Source organism: Actinoplanes sp. NPDC049316, from assembly GCF_040677315.1.
Lineage (GTDB): Bacteria > Actinomycetota > Actinomycetes > Mycobacteriales > Micromonosporaceae > Actinoplanes.
The window spans coordinates 33093-48946 of record NZ_JBFAQM010000045.1 but is presented as its reverse complement, the minus strand read 5'-3'; the positions used below and the strand labels follow the sequence as shown (position 1 = coordinate 48946).

Genomic DNA, 15854 nt, shown 5'->3' with positions numbered 1-15854 from the left:
CCGAGGCCTCACCCGCCCCGGGCGACTCCACAAAGGCTCATCATCTGGCATCACCGCAGCTCAGACGGCCATCAGCCGAAAACGCAAAGACCCTGGGATGAGCCCCAGGGAATGGCGGTCGAAAGGGAAAGTGAAAAGGAATCGGATACTGGTCGAGAGATCGTTGTCAGTATCGTGAGAAATGCGGCGCACGCGACCCCCAGGGCAGCTGTCGGATCTGTCGACCGAGGACCCGGACCGCGCGAATCGTATCCGGCTGAGCCCGTGCCGACGTCGCACATTCCGTCCGGGGTACGGCGTGGTCGCGAGCCTCATTCCCGGAGCCGGACGCAGACGACCACGGCGTCGTCATCGGTGGGATCGTCGTCGCTCATGGCGTCGAGAATCCGGTCGGCGACATCGGAGATCGGCCGGTCCGCGAATGGCGCCGCGGCACGCGCCAGCCGTTCGATCCCATTCTCGAGGGTGGCGCCACGCCGTTCGACGATCCCGTCGGAATAGAGGACGATCAACGAGCCGGGCTGCAGAGCCGATCGGCCCACCGGCCGCGGGTCCCGCGACTGTGGCTGATGGACGCACATCGCGGGAGCCGCCGCGTCGTCGAGGCGCCGCGGCGGCCGGCCGGGTGTGAGGACGAGCGGAGGCGGATGCCCGGCCGTGGCGTAGGTGAGCGTGTCCGTGCCCGGGTCGATGACGATGCAGGCCGCGGTGACGAGCTCGGTGCCGTTGGGGCCACGCGCATAGCTGCTGAGGGCGTCGAGGACCGCGGCCGGGCTGGCCGGTGTGTACGCCACGAACGCGGCGGTCGCGGCGCGCAGTCGTCCCATGGCGGCGGCCGAGTCCATGGTGTGACCGGCGACGTCGCCGACGATCACGCCGATGCTGCCGTCCGGCCAGGTGTACGTGTCGTACCAGTCGCCGCCGACGTCGAGCAGGGCGCTGCCGGCCCGGTACCGTGCCGCGACGGACAACCGCGGGTGCGTGACGAGCCGGTCGGGCAGCAGGGCGCGTTGCAGCCGGGTGGCTATCCGGTGCTGCTGCTCCCGCGCGTGAGTGGACGTCAGGACGAGGGCGACGCGGGCCGCGAGGTCGGTCACGAAGGCCAGGTCGTCGTCGCCGAACAGGGGCCGTTCCGGTTCGGTGATGCCGAGCATGAGCACGCCGCGCTGGTCGCCGAGCGCCAGCGGCACCGCCAGATGGGACCGGGTGCCGAGCTTCTCGAGCAGGGCTGCGGCGTCCTCGCCGCGAGGCAGGGCGGCGCGCAACTCCGCTGTCACGTGCCGGATCAGCCTCGCGCCGCCCGTGGCGGAACGGTGCAGCGAGTGGTCGTCGTCCGCCCCGAGCCGATGGTGGCGACGCAGGCGGTGCAGGATCTCCGCCTTCTCCTCGTCCCAGTGGGAGAGTGCCAGCAGGTGGGCGTCGGCGTACGGAGCCTCGAGGGTGGCGTAGTCGGCGATGGCCGGCACGAGGGAATCGGTCAGCCGTTGCGCCTGGGCCGCCACCGTCGTCTCCTGCTCCAGGGAGCTGAGCAGATCCGCGATGAGCTGGGCCCGTTCCCGTTGGGCGCGGATCGCCTCCTCGGCCCTGGCCCGACCGACCGCGGTCCAGGTGCGTTCCGCGGTGTCGGCGATGATCGTCAGCTCCTCGGACGTCCACCGGCGGGGGCGGGCGTCGTGGACGGCGAAGGCCGCCACCGGCCGCCCGTCCCGCATCAGCGGCAGGAGCACATAGGCGCCGATGTCCAATGCGGACGCCGCGGCGCGCTGCGCGGCGTCCAGGCGGGAGTCCCGGGAGACGTCGTCGACGACGACCGGGCGGCCCCCGCGGAAGTCGTCCATGACCGCGGCGCCGTGGTCGTCGAGGCGGTGCCGTCCTCGCACACCGGCCACCCCGGGGTGATAGTCGGCCGGCACGGTCACGTACATGCCGTCCTCGTCGACCTCGGCGTAGTGCACGCGGGTGGCGCCCAGGTGCTCGCAGAGGAGCCGGGCGGACTCGACCTGGATCCGGGCCGGGTCCGTGAGGGTGCGCAGCGTGTCGGACAGTCGCGCCCGATAGGCGTCCGCGGCCGCCGACGCGCGCAGGGTCAGATCGGCCTGCTTGCGCGCGGTGATGTCCTTGCTCGTGCCGAGATGGCCCAGGAAAGCGCCGTCGGGACCGTGGCGGGGCCGGCTCCAGGACTCCAGCCACCGCCACTCGCCGTCGGCCCGGCGTACGCGGACCTCGCCGTGGAACGAGCGGCGGTCGGCCACAGCGGCGAGGAACCCCTCTGTATAGCGGGCATCGTCCGGATGCGGCAGCAGCTGCCACCGGTCGTCGCGCATCGCCTCCCGGGTGACCCCGAAGAACTCGCAGTAGGTGCTGTTGACCCAGGTCATGGCACCGTGGGCATCGTGCTGCCAGATCAGCAGCGGCAGGTGGTCGGTCATGTCGCGGAAGCGCTGCTCACTCTCCCGCAACGACTCCTGCGCCAAATGCTGCGCTGTCTGGTCCTTGAACACGACCGAGAAGCGTCCGTACGGCTCGGCCGGCGTGGCGAACACCTCGAACCAGCGTCCCATGGCCGCTGCTCCCTGCTCGAGCCGCACGGACTCGCGGCCGAGGCCGACGCGGGCGTACGTGTCGATCCAGGCGCGTTCCAGGCCGGGCACCAGCTCGAGAGCCGTCCTGCCCACCGGCGAGCGCAGGCCGGTCATCTTCTCGAAGAGCGCGTTGACCTCGAGGAAGCGGTAGTCGACCGGGTTCCCGTCGTCGTCCACGACCATCTCGCACAGGCAGTAGCCCTCGTCCAGAGCGTCGGAGAGGGCGCGCAGCCGCTGATCCCTGCGCAGGGCCGCGGCCCGGGCGGCGACGTCCGCCGACACGTCCTCGGAGACGACGACGGCGCCACGCGGTTCCCCGTCCACCAGGAGCGGGCCGGTGACGATCGACGCGGTGAAGATGCTGCCGTCCTTGCGGCGGACCTCGAACTCTCCGCGGCACCGTTTCCCCCGGGCCAGCATCGCGCCGAGCGCCGGCGCTGCCACGACTTCCGTGAGCGGCCGGTGCAGGGCTTCGGTGACCGGCCATCCGTACAGGTGCTCGGCGTACGCGCTCCAGTGGGTGATGCGCCCGTCGGTGTCCGTGGTGACGACCGCCTGTTGCACCGCGTCCAGCAGCGCGGACTCGGCGTGGTGCTCACTTGACGTCATCGGCGGCGGTGAGCAGGTCGTGGACGCCGAGCATGGTCAGGATGCTGCGGACCGGTTCGCTGACGTTGAAGACACCGAACGTGGCCTCCCGCCGCCGGGCGGCCCGGTGGGCCCGCAGCAGCGCCGTCACGCCGTTCGAGTCGATGAAGCGCAACGCCGCCAGATCCACCAGCAGACGGGTGACACCCGGCTCGTCCAGCGCCTCCGTGAGCGCCCGGACGAAGCGGTCGCCGGTCATCATGTCGATGTCGCCGGCGACGGCGAGCGTGACGACACCACCGTCGTAGCCCCGGCGCTCGACGGTCAGCTGCGTCGGCGGGACTCGATCAGCCGGGTCCATCAAAGCTCCTCCCTTCGGGCACCGCCGTAGCCGCACGACTCCTGCGCCGCTTCGACACATTCCACAGCAGGATCCATCGCCGTCCTTCGCACTCCCGGTGCGACAGAGCCGGGCGTCTTCGTATTGCGATGCAAGGTGAGCTCGGTGGGCAGTCAGGTCCCGCCGCGGCGGTCCTGGCCCGAGGCGCTCTGGAGTGATCGGCCGGTGTTCGTGACTCGATGCTCCGCATGCCCGGTGGCGGCTCGGCCGGTGGACGGGTGAGGCCGTCGCCCGGCGTCGCCGGCCATGCCGCGCTGTTCTACGCCGACCTCGACGAGTATCTCGCCGGGACGCTCGCCTTCCTCCGCGCCGGGCTGGCGGCCGGAGCGCGGGTGGCCGTCGCCGTGCCCTCGCCCCGCCTCCAGTGCCTGCGTGACGCGCTGGGGGCCGCCGGGCGGCAGGTGCGCTTCATCGACATGGCGGAGTCCGGCCGCAACCCCGGCCGGATCATCCCGTCGGTGCTCTGCGCCGTCGCCGACGACCACCCCGCCGGCCCGGTCCACATCGTCACCGAGTCCACCTGGGCGGAACGCACCGCGGCCGAGTACCCGGCGTGCGTCCAGCACGAGGCTCTGGTGGACCGCGTGCTGAGCGGCCGGTCCGTGAGCGTGCTGTGCCCGTACGACGTCACGCACCTGCCCCACGCCGCGCTCGCGGACGCGCGGCTGACCCACCGGACGGTCGTGCAGGGCCGGCACCGGCGGCACAACGATCGCTATGCGCCCGGCGTGGCCCTGCGCGCCGTGAACCACGAGCTGTCCGTGCCCGGGACCGCGGCCACCCTCGCCTTCGACGCGGACACCTTCGCCGGGCTGCGCCGCGTCGTCGTGGAGCGGGCACGGTCCGGCGGGACGCCACCGGAGCGCCTGAACGACGTCGCGGTGGCCGTGAGCGAGCTGGCCACCAACGCGGTCGTCCACGGCGGCGGCGCCGGGCTGCTGCGCTCGTGGACCGACGATCGGCACTTCGTCTGCGAGGTGGCCAGCAAGGGCCGGATCGCCGACGACCTCGTCGGGCGGCGGCCGGTGCCCCCGACGGAGGTGAGCGGTCGCGGGGTGCTGCTGGTCAACATGGTCGCCGATCTCGTCCGGATGCACGTCGGCGACCACGGCACCACCGTCCGCTTCTACATCTCGCTGTCCCCGCTCCGCTGACAATCCACAGCCGGTCTTCAGCAACCGCACAGTCGCGCGGATTAGCGTCGGCGGCATGGACGAGAACAGGGCCCGCCGGGTGGTCGAGACGCTCCGCGCTCGCAACGTCTTCGCGCACGTGAAGCTGCCGCACGCCGGCATCACGCAGTACGGCATCCGCGTCGTCCTGCCCGACGGCCGCGAGGCGATCTGGGACAACGACGGCACCGCGGGACTCGAGGCGCAGATCATGCGCAACGGGGTCCTCGTCGGCTTCGTGCCCTCGATCCCCGGCTCGGAGAACTTCACCGACGAGCAGATCATCGAGGCGGTCGCCGCCGCCGACTACGACCAGCCCATCGGTCGGTCCGCTCCCGGCCGCGCGCCCACGGGCCCGCTGCCCGCCGCCGCGCCGCGCCCGGTCGGGCTGGCCGAGCGGCTACGCCGGACCTTCCGCGACTGACTCCTCGGGCAGCGCGATCCGCAGCGACACCGCGCCGCGCACGTCGAGCCACGCCCGCCCCGGCGCGCGGACCAGCCGCAGGACCACGTCCTCGCAGCCCGGGCAGCGGGCCACCAGCCCGGGCGCCGGCCCCCACACCCGCAGGGCGGCCACGGCGCTCGGCCGCCCGCAGCCCGCGCAGGTCGCCACCGCGCCGGTCAGGTCGACCGCGAAGATCTCCCGCAGGTCGCCGGCCATGGCGTTGCCGTCGAGCTCGAAACCGGTGGTCATGCCGTACCCCCGAATCGCTCGGTCCTGATTTTCGCGGCGTCGTGGCCCAACGCGACGAGGATGTCCGCGGCCGCCTCCACGAACGACGTGGGCCCGCACACGAAGACGTCGGGCGCGAAATCCGGCGGCCAGCCGTGCGAGTTGAGCACCGGCACGCCCATCCGGGCGGGCGGCTCCGGCCAGCCGTCGGGAGTCTTGCGGGTGTAGACGAAGCGCACGTCCAGCCCCGGGTCGTCGCGGACCCGCCGGGCCAGCTCACCCGCGTAGAGGGTGTCCTGCGGGGTGCGGACGGAGTAGATGAGGCGGAACGGCTGCCGCCCGCGGGCGTCACCCCGCGCGCGGATCATCGCCATCAACGGGACCACCCCCGAGCCGCCGGCGACCAGCAGCACCGGCGACGGCGTGCCACGCCAGACGAACCAGCCACCGACCGGCCCGCGCAGCTCGAGCTGCCGGCCGGGCTCCAGCACATCCGTCAGGTACGACGACACCTCGCCGTCCGCCACACGCTGGATCGTCAGCTCCACCGTCCCGCCGTCGCGCCATGCGGACGCGATGGAGTAGCTGCGCTGGGCCGAGTAGCCGTCGGGGGCGGTGAGGCGGACGTCGACGTGCTGGCCCGGCAGGTGGCCCGGCCAGTGCGGGACGTCGAGGACCAGCGTGCGCGCCGACGGGGTCTCCCACCGGGCCTCGGCCACGGTGGCGACCCGCCAGTTCAATCGCCCTGGTATCGCTGCTCGCGCCATGGGTCCCCGTACATGTGGTAGCCGGCCTCTTCCCAGAAGCCCGGCTCGTCCTGCTGGAGCATCTGGATGCCGTCGACCCACTTCGCCGACTTCCAGAAGTACAGCGCCGGAACGACGAGCCGGGCCGGGCCGCCGTGCTCGGGGTGCAACGGCTCGCCGTCGAAGGTGTGCGCGATCCACGCCCTGCCGTCGAGCAGGTCCTCCAGCGGCACGTTGGTGGTGTAGCCGCCGTAGCTGTGCACCATCGTGAAGTCGGCGGTGCTCTCGACGTTCTCGAAGAGCGTGTCCAGCGAGACACCGCGCCACGTCGTGCCCAGCTTGGACCACTTCGTCACGCAGTGGATGTCGGCCGTGAACTCTTCCTGCGGCAACGCGTTCAGCTCGTCCCAGGACCAGCTGGTCCGCCCGCCTATCTCATCGGTGATCGTGAAGGACCAGCGGTCCAGCGGGATCCGGGGCGTCGGCCCTGCCGAGAGCACCGGGAAGTCGTGGGTGAGGTACTGCCCGGGTGGTAGGTCGGGGCGCGAGGAGCGCCGCCGCCCGCCGAACCCGGGAGAGATGATGCTCATGCCCAGCAGTAAACCCGAAGATCACGTGCGGCGACAGGTCACCCCACGCCGAAGGTCGCGCCGGCTCCGGGCAGGGTCCGGCCCTTCTCGTCGTACGCGGTGAGCTTCGTCAGCGACGCGCCGGGCTTGACCGCGGCCGGATCGAACCAGAACACGACGATCGAGGGGTCCTCGCTCCACACCGCGGTCCGCGCCTGCACCCGGCGGCCGTTCACCGTCGTGGTGATCGTGGCCGCATCGGCGCCGGAGTAGTAGCCGAACGCCGGCGTGACGACGCCGTTCACCTGCATCGGCCCCTCGGGCGAGTGGAAGCCCGGCGCGCGGTCGGAGCCCTTCGTCTCGTTGACGAGGACGTCGCTGACGAGCTTGCCGTCCGCCGTCCGCCGGCCCAGCACCAGGCCGAACGTCACGCCGGGCAGCGTGTCCTCCTCGAGGGGCTTGACCCAGAGCACCTGCTCGCCCTCGGGGGTGGTCAGCCCGGTCCGGATGACATCGCCGAGCACGTCGCCCGCGGGGGACGCGGCGACCTGGCCGGGCGGGGCGGCGGCCACCGTCCCCGGGCCGTTACCGTCGCCGCCGAGCCGGGCCACCTGCGCGCCGCCCACGAGCAGCGCCAGCACGGCCACGCCCGAGGCGGCGCCGACGGCGAGGCGGCGCTTGCGACGCAACCGGCCGCCCTGGGCCAGCACCGCGTCGAGGTCGAGGGGGCGTGGCTCGAAGTCCGGCGTCGAGTGCATGGCGTCCTTCAGGTCCTCGAGGTCGTTCATCGGGCGGCTCCGCTCTCCATGCTGTGCCGGGGCGAGGGGATCGAGACCCGGAGCTTCGCGAGCGCCCGGGAGTTGAGGCTCTTCACCGTGCCCAGCGAGAGGTTGAGCTCGCGGGCCACGTCCACCTCGGTGATGTCGAAGAAGTGCCGCATCACGACGACGGCGCGCTCGCGCGGCGACAGGGCTTTCAGCGCCCCGATCAGCCAGCGGCGGCGGGTCACGTCGTCGGCCACGTCGCGGGCGACCGGCTGTTCCGGCAGCTGCTCGGTCGCGTACTCGCGCATCGGGCGGCGCCACTGGTCGGTCAGCAGGTTGGCGAGGACGGTACGGGTGTACGCGTACGGGTCCTTGCGGCGTACCCGGCCCCAGGACGCGTACACGCGCACGAGCGCCGCCTGGGCCGCCTCCTCCGCCTGGTGCCGGTCACCGGTCAGCAGGTATGCGGCACGCTGCAGCCGCGCCGAGTTCGCACGCGCGAACTCGACGAACTCTTCGTCGCTTCGTCGGCCTGATCTCACGGCGTCAACGACGAGCGGGCGGCGCAAAAGGTTGCGGCAACCTTCTGCGATCCCCGGACGTCTCGTTCTGCGGTCCGTACCATCCGCCCATCCTGCAGGAGCACAGCCCATGAATCTCTCCCGCAACCGTTGGATCCTTGCCGCCGGGGTGACCGGCGTGGCCGTCTCGGTCGCGATCGCCGGCGCCGTCGCCGCCAACGCGGCCCAGGATCCGGCTGCGGCCCCGGCGTCGCACGCGCCCGGCCGTCCGTCCACGCCGGACGCGCCGCCGCCCGCCCCGCGTACGCTCGGTGACGTCATCGACACGGGAATCGCCGCGAAGCAGGGCTCCTGGGTGCTGTGCTTCGTGCCGGTGAAGGACATGCCCGGCACGTCCTTCGGCCTCATGGCCGGGCGGCGGCAGGCGAGCGGCGCGGTCACCGCCGACGTCATGACCAACGAGACCACCGGCTCCGACCGGGCGCCGGGCTTCCACGCGGTCGAGGGGACCATGGAGGTCTCGGGTGAGCCGACGCCGACGTTCGGCTACTACGTCGGCCCCGCAGCGAAGATCACCGCACGGGCCGGCGGCCGTACGGTCACCGCCACCCCGGCGGCGTGGAGCGAGGACGAGTCGGTCAAGGCGTTCTGGTTCTCCGCGGCCACCGGGCCGGTGTCGGACCTGACCGCGCTCGACGCGGCCGGGAAGAAGCTGCCGGTCGGCAACGCCGAGATCGGCGTGGGTTAGTCCCAGACCTTCCGGACCCGCTCGGCCACGTCGGCCGCCTGGTGCCGGCCCGCCTTCGCGGCGGGGGCCCGGCGCGACGGGTCGAGCGGGTTGCGGCCGATCGCGGTCAGTGCGGCATCGCTCGGGCTGACCACGGCGGAGCGTACGCCGGGGCCGAGCGCTCGCGCCTGTGCCGCCGGGCGATCGGCGCGCCGGGCGGCGGCGACGATCGGCGCGATCACGACGACCCGGTCGTAGCCCCCGGCCAGGTCGACGTTCGCGACCGATCGGACGCCGCCGTCCACGTACCGGCGGCCGGCCACCGTCATCGGCGGCCACACCAGCGGCACCGCGCAACTGGCGGCCACGGCGTCGATGAGCGACACCCCGCTCTGCGCGTCGAAGACGGCCACCTCGCCGGTCCGGGCCTGCACCGCCGGCACGAGCAGCCGGGCCGCGGGCCACTCGTCGCGGCGTACGCGGGAGGCGATGGCCGTACGCCGCTCCGACTCCGGCACGGTGCGGGCGCGGAGCGCGGCACGCCCCAGCCGGGCCCGGCCCTTCGCGCGCCCGCCGGGCCAGAGAGCGGCCAGCACGAAGCCCAGGAGCACGCGCGTGCCGATCGTGGCGTTCGGGTCGCCGCTGGTGTCGGTCAGCTCGTGCTCGTACAGCTCGGCGACCGGGGTGCCGCCGGTGAGCTGGGCCGCGACCACCGACCCGGCGGACGTGCCGACGAACAGGTCCGCGGTGGTGAGGTCGAGGCCATGCTCGGCGAGGCCGTGCAGCAGGCCGATCTCCCAGGCGACGCCGGTGACGCCACCACCACCCAGCACGAGCGCACGCTTGTCCATGCGCCCACTATCGCGCATCCGGGGTTTGCTGGTTCGGGCCTGCTATGTCTGTTTTGTTTGGGACGATGGCGGTTCGGGGCCTGCGCCCGCGAGACCGCGGGGCCGACCCAGTCGAGAACCCGCAAAGGATTTGAGAGCATGCGCAACGAAGTGCACGACGACAACCAGACCGTCTCCGACACGGGGGTCGCGCGCCGCAACCGTCGCCGCAAGCAAGCTTTGGCAGGGGTCGGCGGCCTGGCCGTGCTGGGTGTCGCCGCGTTCGCGGTGAACTCACAGGTCACCGCCGAGACCCGCACCCACCGCACCGCCGCGGACGGGCGGGCGCCGGCAGCCGCCGGGGCGGCCTCCTCCCCGCAGGCCACCGCCGCGGCCGCGGCGGCGCCGGACGCCGCGGCCTCGGCACCCGCCGCTGCGGCGAAGCCGAAGACCACGAAGGAACAGATCGAGGCGGTCAAGGGCGCGGCCGCCAAGAACACGGCCCAGCGGATCCGGCGGCCGCTGCCGGCGCCGGCGCGCGCCGTCTCGGACTCCGCGCTCACAGTCGCGACGATCGGTTCGCTGAAGGACGACAAGTCCACCATGAAGGTGGTGTCCGCCCGGCTCGACCTCACCGGGCAGCGCGAGCTGCGCCTGGCCGCCGACAAGGGGGAGAAGGTCGGCGCCGCGAGCTGCACCCAGAAGATCCGGGTCAGCCCGGACCTGCCGGCGCGGGTCCGCCCGTCCCTGCTGCTCTGCTGGCGGACCAGCGCGAGCAAGAGCGTCTACACCGTCGCCGTGGACCTCAAGGGCAAGCCCTCCGCCAAGGCGAGCGTCGCCCAGATCGACAAGGCGTGGTCGGCCCTCTCCTGACCCGGCCCGCACCGCAGGTGATCGGCCGGCCGCCTCATCCGCGGCCGGCCGGTTCCATGGAGGCCGCGCCGAACACGCCGGCGATCAGCGTGGTGAGCACCGCCCAGGCCACCACCTCGCCGCTCGCCGGCCGGCCGATCCGGGCGCGCAGACCGTGCCCCAGAGGTTCGCCACCTCCCGCACGGGCGGGCGGCGGCCCTCGGTGGGCAGCGGTTCGAGCAGCTCGGCGCCGTGCTCGCGGCGGTAGTCGCGGGGATACAGGGCGGTGGCCCGGAGCGGAACGCTCCGGGCCACCGTTTCGTGCTCTGCGCTGTCATGACCGTCAAGTGAAGCGGGACCGCCGATCAGTACGGGGCGACGGTGAACGTCGAACCGCTCGAGATGATCGACGTGGCGGTGGCGGCCAGGGTGGCGCCGGGCGTGGCGTCGGTGACCAGTTCGAGGGTGTAGGTTCCCTCCGCCGGGTCGGACGTGCTGCTGCCGCCGGCGGCGGTCAGCGTGTTGGCCAGGTCGAGCTGGCAGATGATCTCGGTGTCACTGATCACGATGACGCCCGTGCACTCGGTGACGGGCGGGTTGGTCCACGTGCCGCTGCCGCCGGCCGGGTCGTAGCGGTCGTCGACGAGGAACACGTGCGTGTCGGCGTCCTGCGGGGTGGTGCCGAAGGTGAGGCTGGAGAATCCGGCGCCCAGGATGTCGACGTACGGCGTGGTGCCGGCGGGCGCCGTGTTCGGCGAGACCGTGATGCCGTAGGTGTAGGTGTACGGAGTGCCGGACGCGGTCTTGGTGCCCGCGGCGGTGGTGACGCTGACGTTGGCGCTGCCCGGCGCGTGCGCCGTGGTGTAGCCGGTGAGCGTGGTGCCGTTCAGCACCTTGACCCGGGTGAGCGGGCTGCCGCCGACCGCGGCGCTGACGACGGCGTCCGCGGCGGTCGGGAAGCCGGCGCCGGTGATCGTCACGAGGCTGCCGCCCTGCGCCGGCCCCTGGGCCGGGCTGACGCTCGTCACCGTGAGAGCCGGTGCGATCGTGTACGTCGACGGGACGGCGACCAGCGCGTCCGAGGCCGTGGTGCCGGTGTAGATGCACGTGTTGTACGGGGCCGTGGTCTCACCGACGTTCAGGGCCACACCGACGGGAACCAGGATGGCGACCTTGTTGTCCGTGATCCGGTTGACCGTCGTGGATGCGATGGGCGAGCCCGTCTGCGGGTAGTACGGCGTGCAGTTGTCTCGCGAGAAGACCGCCGTCGGCGACGCCACGCCGGCGAGGAACGCGGTCGTGGACGACACCGTGATGGTGTTGCCGCCCGCGTCCGGACCGACGGCCGGGCTCAGCGTCACGGTCGGCAGCGCGCTGTACGTGCTGGTACCGATGAGGGCGCTGGTGGCGGCGGTGCCGTTGTAGAGGCACACGTTGTAGGTGTTCGGCGCGACCAGGGTCGCAGGCGCGCTGATGGTCGCCACGGAGGTCGACGTCTTCGTGGCGGTCGCGACGACGTTGCCGGTCGCCGTGTAGGTCGTCGGGCACGACGTCAGCGAGAAGACGGCGCCGACCGTGCTGGCGCTGCCGATGAAGGTGTTGCCGGTCGGTGATCCGGTGGCGGTGATGGAGGTTGCCGTGCCGCCGGGGCCCGCCGACGGGTTGAGGGTCGGCGAGGCCAGCGACACCGTGTAGGTGTTGCTGGAGTGGCCGATCAGGGTGCCGGTGGTCGACGTGGTGGCCACGTTGAACAGACACAACCGCCAGGAGCCCACTGCGAGGTTCGGAACCACGAAGCTGCCGTTGTCGTTGTCGACCTTCGTGACGGCCACGGTCACGTTGGTGGTCGTGTTGGCCGTACCCGGCGCGACGGCGCAGGTGCCGGCGCCCGGGATCAGGCGGCCGCTGTAGACCGTGGAGCCGGTGAAGACGCCGGTGCCGGTGAAGGTCACCGTGTTGCCGCCACCGGTGGGACCGGTGGTCGGGCTGAGCACGACGGCGGTGTCGGCCGCGTACGCCGGGGCCCCGGTCGCGAGCACGGCGGCCGCGATCACCCCGGTGGCGATCCCGGCCCGTGCGAGCCGAGATCGTGTGGACGTGGACTTGCGCATGCGAGGTCCTCCTACGGTCATCAGCGACCGCGTCGGTTGGGTTGGTGGGCCCGCGCGTGAGAACCAGTGCCGGGCCGTCTCAGCAGGGAGCGTAACTTGACGTATGCGGGGGATTGCGCAGAGTGACAAAGTTCAGTGGATTTGCACCCTAAGCGCCGAACAGAGCCGCGTACCGGGCCGCTGACCGGGGGTTTCTGCGGCACGCATCGTCGGTGCGGAACAAGCTGGACTGCACTCCGCCCTCGCCGCAGTCGGAGAAGTACGCCTCGTACGCCAGGTGGGAAGCGCGCGCCGCGAACCAGTCGTGCATCCACTGGATGTAGTCGGGGTTCTCGCGGCCGGCGTCCCCGGTGGGCACCACGCCCCACTCGCCGACCGCGAAGGGCTTGCCGTGCGCGCGGGCGAAGTCGTACAGCCAGGTGAGGCCCTCCGGGCGGGCCGCGGTGCGATCGAAGGCGGCCTTCGTCGGGGACCACGGATAGTGGTCGTAGTTGTCGATGCCCACGATGTCGACGTAATCGTCGCCGGGATAGCAGTTGGTGCTCACGCCGCCGCACACCCCCGCCGGGGTGTTGTGGGCGTTGATCGTCCAGTCCAGGAGTACGTCGGGGTTCGTGGCCCGGATGTTGTCCGCTGCCCGCCGGTAACAGGCGATCCAGGTCCGCGGGTCGTCGGCACGCCAGGACGACGTCTGCTCGTTGAACTCCCAGCCGAGACGGACCACCGAGTCGCCCCGGTAGTGGCGGCGCATCAGGCTGCCGAACGCGCGCCACTGCTCGTCGTGGTCGCCCGCGGCGCACGCCCCGAGGTCCCCGGGCGCGCCGTCGGGCACCAGGCCCTGCGAGACCACCAGCACGCCGTCGAAGCCGGAGAACAGCTCGAAGGTCCATCCCGTACCGCTGGTCATGGTTTCCCATGAACTGCGGTCGGTGTAGGTCTGCGCGACCCGGCACGGCCGCCCGCGCGCGGCGCAGAACGCCTGCACCGCGGAGGTGTCCAGGACGGGGTCGCCGTTCACGCCGGAGAGGCCGTCCGCCGCCGGCCAGGCCCCGTTCGCCCGGCGCAGGGCGATCTGCTGCCGGGCCGACCGGGGATCCGCTTTTCCGGCGGTACGGCTGACCGCGGGCGACGACGATGCCCGAGGCGATGCGGTGCCCGGCGCGGTCCCGGAGGTGGCGGCGGACGGGGCCGGGGGAGGTGGCGCCTCGACCGAGGTCTCCTCCTGGGCCGTGGTGGCGACGCCGACGCCGAGGCCGGACAGCACCACGAGCGCGGCGAAGCCGGCCAGCGCCAGCGACCGGCGTCCGCGCTGTCGTCCCTCGGCCATCGCGCGAACCCCCGAACCATCGAACGCTTTGCCCCATTCTGGCAACTTCGTACGGTTCCCGTGGTCGGATCGGCGGGCGGGGTTGACCTCAGGATGAGAACAAGCTAGGTTGTTCTCAGATCGAGTTTTACTAATTATGAGAACAACCTGGGAGGCGAGCGTGGACGAGCGGACGTTCCTCGAGGGCTACGACCCGGCCGGCTTCCCGGCGGTGGCCGTGACCGTGGACATCGTCGCCCTGACCATCCGCGACGGCCGGCTGCACGTGCTGCTCGTCGAGCGCGGCGGCCACCCGTTCGCCGGGTGGCGGGCGCTGCCGGGCGGGTTCGTCCAGGACGAGACGCTCGACGCGGCCGCGCTGCGCGAGCTCGCCGAGGAGACCGGCCTGCGTCCCGGCGAAGGCGTGCTCGACCGGGTGCACCTGGAGCAGCTGCGGTCGTACGGCGACCCCGGCCGCGACCCCCGCATGCGGGTCGTCTCCGTGGCGTACCTGGCGTTCGCGCCCAGCCTCCCGGACCCCCGGGCCGGCACGGACGCCGCGGGCGCGTTCTGGGTCCCGGTCGACGAGGCGGGCGAGCTCGCGTTCGACCACGCCGCCATCCTCGCCGACGGGCTCGACCGGGCCCGCGCCAAGCTCGAGTACACGCCGCTGGCCACCGCGTTCGTCGGGCCCGAGTTCACCATCGCCGAGCTCCGCGCGGTGTACGCCGCGGTGTGGGGCGAGGAGCTGCACGCCGGCAACTTCCACCGCAAGGTGCTCTCCGTTCCCGGCTTCGTCGAGAGCACCGGCGAGACCGCGCCGCGCGCCGGCGAACGCGGCGGCCCCAAGCCCCGCCTCTATCGCGCCGGTGACGCCCGGCTCCTGCATCCTGCGCTTCTTCGTCCGGCCGGAGAGGACGGGATCCGGTGATGTCCGACTGCACCGAGCATCGCTTCAGTGGGAGGGGAACGGCCGTGACGGCGAGGGCCAGGAGGACACACCCGGCAGGCTCAGCGATGTCCTTCGAGGACGCTGTTGCGGCGATCGCGCGCGCCGACGCCTTTCCTGATCTGCTGAACGGGGAATTTGCGGTTGGCGGCCCGGGTCACGCGTACCGGATGCTTGTGAAGATCGTGCACCCGGATGTCGTGCCGGCGGCACGGCGGGCGACCGCGACGCAGGCCGCCGCGAAGCTGTCCGCGCTGTGGGCGCGGGCGCAGAACCGCACGCTGACCACCCGGCGCGCGACCTACCGCCTGGGCGATCGGGTGGCGAGCGGCGACATCGCCGAGCTGTGGGAGGCCGGCGACGACGCGCTGCTGAAGCTGCCACGGCAGCCCGGCGACAACGACCTGATGCGCGCCGAGATCAGCGCCCTGACCACGCTGTGGCGCGACGGGGACCCGCGGCACCGGGCCTACGCCCCCCGCCTGATCGAGTCCTTCACCCACGAGGACGACCGCGGCTGCCGGCGCACAGCGGCGATCCTGGAGCGCCAGGCCGGGTTCGTCCCGCTGACCGGCCTGGAGCACCGCCTCGACCCGCGCGACGTGGCGTGGATGTGGCGGCGGCTGCTCACCGGCCTGGGCTGGGCGCACCGCGCGGGCGTGGTGCACGGCGCGGTGCTGCCGGAGCACGTGCTGATCCACCCGGGCGAGCACGGCCTCGTCCTCGTGGACTGGTGCTACAGCGTGGCGCCGGGCGGCACCGTGCCGGCCGTGGTCGCGCGGCACCGCGCCGCGTACCCGCCGGAGGTGCCCGGCAAGCGGCCGGCCACCGCGGCCACCGACATCTTCATGGCGACCGGCCTGATGCTGCGCCTGATCGAGAACCCGCCCGCGCGGATGCGGCGCTTCGCCGCGGGCTGCCGCTACGACGCGCCGCGGATGCGCCCGCAGGACGCGTGGCAGCTGCTCGCCGAGTTCGACGAGCTCCTGGAAGACCTGTACGGCCCCCGCCGGTTCCGCCCCTTCGCGCTACCGGCCCGCTGAGGAAGCCGGCCGGCGTCACCG

General features: G+C 72.7%; 16 protein-coding genes. 6 read left to right on the top strand and 10 right to left on the bottom strand.

Annotated features, from left to right (window positions below):
* Positions 1 to 311: 311 nt before the first annotated feature.
* Together AB0K03_RS38840 and AB0K03_RS38835 are read right to left on the bottom strand one after the other, a co-directional pair.
* On the bottom strand, positions 312 to 3191 hold the full coding sequence (locus AB0K03_RS38840) for a SpoIIE family protein phosphatase (RefSeq protein WP_364696400.1): 2880 nt from the start codon (positions 3189 to 3191) through the stop codon (positions 312 to 314).
* Complete coding sequence (locus AB0K03_RS38835; RefSeq protein WP_364696397.1) at positions 3178 to 3531, bottom strand: STAS domain-containing protein; 354 nt, start codon at positions 3529 to 3531, stop codon at positions 3178 to 3180. Before AB0K03_RS38835 ends, AB0K03_RS38840 begins: the two co-directional genes overlap by 14 nt.
* A 257-nt stretch (positions 3532 to 3788) precedes the next feature.
* Here AB0K03_RS38835 and AB0K03_RS38830 point away from each other — a divergent pair, with 257 nt between their 5' ends.
* Together AB0K03_RS38830 and AB0K03_RS38825 are read left to right on the top strand one after the other, a co-directional pair.
* On the top strand, positions 3789 to 4724 hold the full coding sequence (locus AB0K03_RS38830; RefSeq protein WP_364696394.1) for a sensor histidine kinase: 936 nt from the start codon (positions 3789 to 3791) through the stop codon (positions 4722 to 4724).
* A 55-nt stretch (positions 4725 to 4779) separates the two neighbouring features.
* Positions 4780 to 5166, top strand: coding sequence for a hypothetical protein (locus AB0K03_RS38825; RefSeq protein WP_364696391.1), 387 nt, complete (start codon positions 4780 to 4782; stop codon positions 5164 to 5166).
* Here the strand turns inward: AB0K03_RS38825 and AB0K03_RS38820 are convergent.
* Genes AB0K03_RS38820 through AB0K03_RS38800 form a run of 5 tightly spaced genes read right to left on the bottom strand, consistent with a single transcriptional unit; the run spans position 5143 to position 8036 of the window.
* Positions 5143 to 5436, bottom strand: a complete 294-nt coding sequence (locus AB0K03_RS38820) for a DUF6510 family protein (protein ID WP_364696388.1) — start codon at positions 5434 to 5436, stop codon at positions 5143 to 5145. The genes AB0K03_RS38825 and AB0K03_RS38820 overlap by 24 nt on opposite strands.
* A complete protein-coding gene (locus AB0K03_RS38815; protein WP_364696385.1) occupies positions 5433 to 6182 on the bottom strand; it encodes a ferredoxin reductase in 750 nt (249 codons plus the stop codon). The genes AB0K03_RS38820 and AB0K03_RS38815 overlap by 4 nt, the downstream gene beginning before the upstream one ends.
* On the bottom strand, positions 6152 to 6751 hold the full coding sequence (locus tag AB0K03_RS38810) for a sulfite oxidase-like oxidoreductase (protein WP_364696382.1): 600 nt from the start codon (positions 6749 to 6751) through the stop codon (positions 6152 to 6154). The genes AB0K03_RS38815 and AB0K03_RS38810 overlap by 31 nt, the downstream gene beginning before the upstream one ends.
* Positions 6752 to 6789: 38 nt before the next feature.
* Entirely contained in the window at positions 6790 to 7518 is a 729-nt protein-coding gene (locus AB0K03_RS38805; protein WP_364696379.1) for a hypothetical protein, read from the bottom strand.
* The gene (locus tag AB0K03_RS38800) at positions 7515 to 8036 is read right to left on the bottom strand and encodes a SigE family RNA polymerase sigma factor (protein ID WP_364696377.1); all 522 of its coding nucleotides are present in this window, start codon (positions 8034 to 8036) and stop codon (positions 7515 to 7517) included. Before AB0K03_RS38800 ends, AB0K03_RS38805 begins: the two co-directional genes overlap by 4 nt.
* A gap of 109 nt (positions 8037 to 8145) precedes the next feature.
* Between AB0K03_RS38800 and AB0K03_RS38795 the strand changes: the two genes are divergently transcribed.
* Positions 8146 to 8763: a hypothetical protein gene (locus tag AB0K03_RS38795; RefSeq protein WP_364696374.1), complete on the top strand. Its 618-nt coding sequence runs from the start codon at positions 8146 to 8148 to the stop codon at positions 8761 to 8763.
* Here the strand turns inward: AB0K03_RS38795 and AB0K03_RS38790 are convergent.
* On the bottom strand, positions 8760 to 9593 hold the full coding sequence (locus AB0K03_RS38790; RefSeq protein WP_364696371.1) for a patatin-like phospholipase family protein: 834 nt from the start codon (positions 9591 to 9593) through the stop codon (positions 8760 to 8762). The genes AB0K03_RS38795 and AB0K03_RS38790 overlap by 4 nt on opposite strands.
* Before the next feature lie 138 nt (positions 9594 to 9731).
* On the opposite strand from AB0K03_RS38790, the gene AB0K03_RS38785 reads away from it, so the two are divergent.
* On the top strand, positions 9732 to 10445 hold the full coding sequence (locus tag AB0K03_RS38785) for a hypothetical protein (RefSeq protein ID WP_364696368.1): 714 nt from the start codon (positions 9732 to 9734) through the stop codon (positions 10443 to 10445).
* Between the two features lie 344 nt (positions 10446 to 10789).
* Here the strand turns inward: AB0K03_RS38785 and AB0K03_RS38780 are convergent, their stop codons facing one another.
* The gene (locus AB0K03_RS38780) at positions 10790 to 12535 is read right to left on the bottom strand and encodes an IPT/TIG domain-containing protein (protein ID WP_364696365.1); all 1746 of its coding nucleotides are present in this window, start codon (positions 12533 to 12535) and stop codon (positions 10790 to 10792) included.
* Positions 12536 to 12683: 148 nt separating this feature from the next.
* Positions 12684 to 13862: a glycosyl hydrolase gene (locus AB0K03_RS38775; RefSeq protein WP_364696362.1), complete on the bottom strand. Its 1179-nt coding sequence runs from the start codon at positions 13860 to 13862 to the stop codon at positions 12684 to 12686.
* Between the two features lie 136 nt (positions 13863 to 13998).
* Here AB0K03_RS38775 and AB0K03_RS38770 point away from each other — a divergent pair, with 136 nt between their 5' ends.
* Positions 13999 to 14772, top strand: coding sequence for an NUDIX domain-containing protein (locus AB0K03_RS38770; RefSeq protein WP_364696359.1), 774 nt, complete (start codon positions 13999 to 14001; stop codon positions 14770 to 14772).
* Positions 14773 to 14858: 86 nt separating this feature from the next.
* A complete protein-coding gene (locus AB0K03_RS38765; RefSeq protein ID WP_364696356.1) occupies positions 14859 to 15833 on the top strand; it encodes a molecular chaperone DnaJ in 975 nt (324 codons plus the stop codon).
* Positions 15834 to 15854 lie beyond the last annotated feature (21 nt).

What these genes read in the sequence shown, in the direction of transcription:
- AB0K03_RS38805 (WP_364696379.1), bottom strand. Translation starts at nt 7,518, where the DNA reads ATGAACGACCTCGAGGACCTGAAGGACGCCATGCACTCGACGCCGGAC.
- AB0K03_RS38790 (WP_364696371.1), bottom strand. Translation starts at nt 9,593, where the DNA reads ATGGACAAGCGTGCGCTCGTGCTGGGTGGTGGTGGCGTCACCGGCGTC.
- AB0K03_RS38785 (WP_364696368.1), top strand. Translation starts at nt 9,732, where the DNA reads ATGCGCAACGAAGTGCACGACGACAACCAGACCGTCTCCGACACGGGG.
- AB0K03_RS38835 (WP_364696397.1), bottom strand. Translation starts at nt 3,531, where the DNA reads ATGGACCCGGCTGATCGAGTCCCGCCGACGCAGCTGACCGTCGAGCGC.
- AB0K03_RS38820 (WP_364696388.1), bottom strand. Translation starts at nt 5,436, where the DNA reads ATGACCACCGGTTTCGAGCTCGACGGCAACGCCATGGCCGGCGACCTG.
- AB0K03_RS38775 (WP_364696362.1), bottom strand. Translation starts at nt 13,862, where the DNA reads ATGGCCGAGGGACGACAGCGCGGACGCCGGTCGCTGGCGCTGGCCGGC.
- AB0K03_RS38815 (WP_364696385.1), bottom strand. Translation starts at nt 6,182, where the DNA reads ATGGCGCGAGCAGCGATACCAGGGCGATTGAACTGGCGGGTCGCCACC.
- AB0K03_RS38765 (WP_364696356.1), top strand. Translation starts at nt 14,859, where the DNA reads ATGTCCTTCGAGGACGCTGTTGCGGCGATCGCGCGCGCCGACGCCTTT.
- AB0K03_RS38795 (WP_364696374.1), top strand. Translation starts at nt 8,146, where the DNA reads ATGAATCTCTCCCGCAACCGTTGGATCCTTGCCGCCGGGGTGACCGGC.
- AB0K03_RS38770 (WP_364696359.1), top strand. Translation starts at nt 13,999, where the DNA reads ATGAGAACAACCTGGGAGGCGAGCGTGGACGAGCGGACGTTCCTCGAG.
- AB0K03_RS38780 (WP_364696365.1), bottom strand. Translation starts at nt 12,535, where the DNA reads ATGCGCAAGTCCACGTCCACACGATCTCGGCTCGCACGGGCCGGGATC.
- AB0K03_RS38840 (WP_364696400.1), bottom strand. Translation starts at nt 3,191, where the DNA reads ATGACGTCAAGTGAGCACCACGCCGAGTCCGCGCTGCTGGACGCGGTG.
- AB0K03_RS38825 (WP_364696391.1), top strand. Translation starts at nt 4,780, where the DNA reads ATGGACGAGAACAGGGCCCGCCGGGTGGTCGAGACGCTCCGCGCTCGC.
- AB0K03_RS38810 (WP_364696382.1), bottom strand. Translation starts at nt 6,751, where the DNA reads ATGAGCATCATCTCTCCCGGGTTCGGCGGGCGGCGGCGCTCCTCGCGC.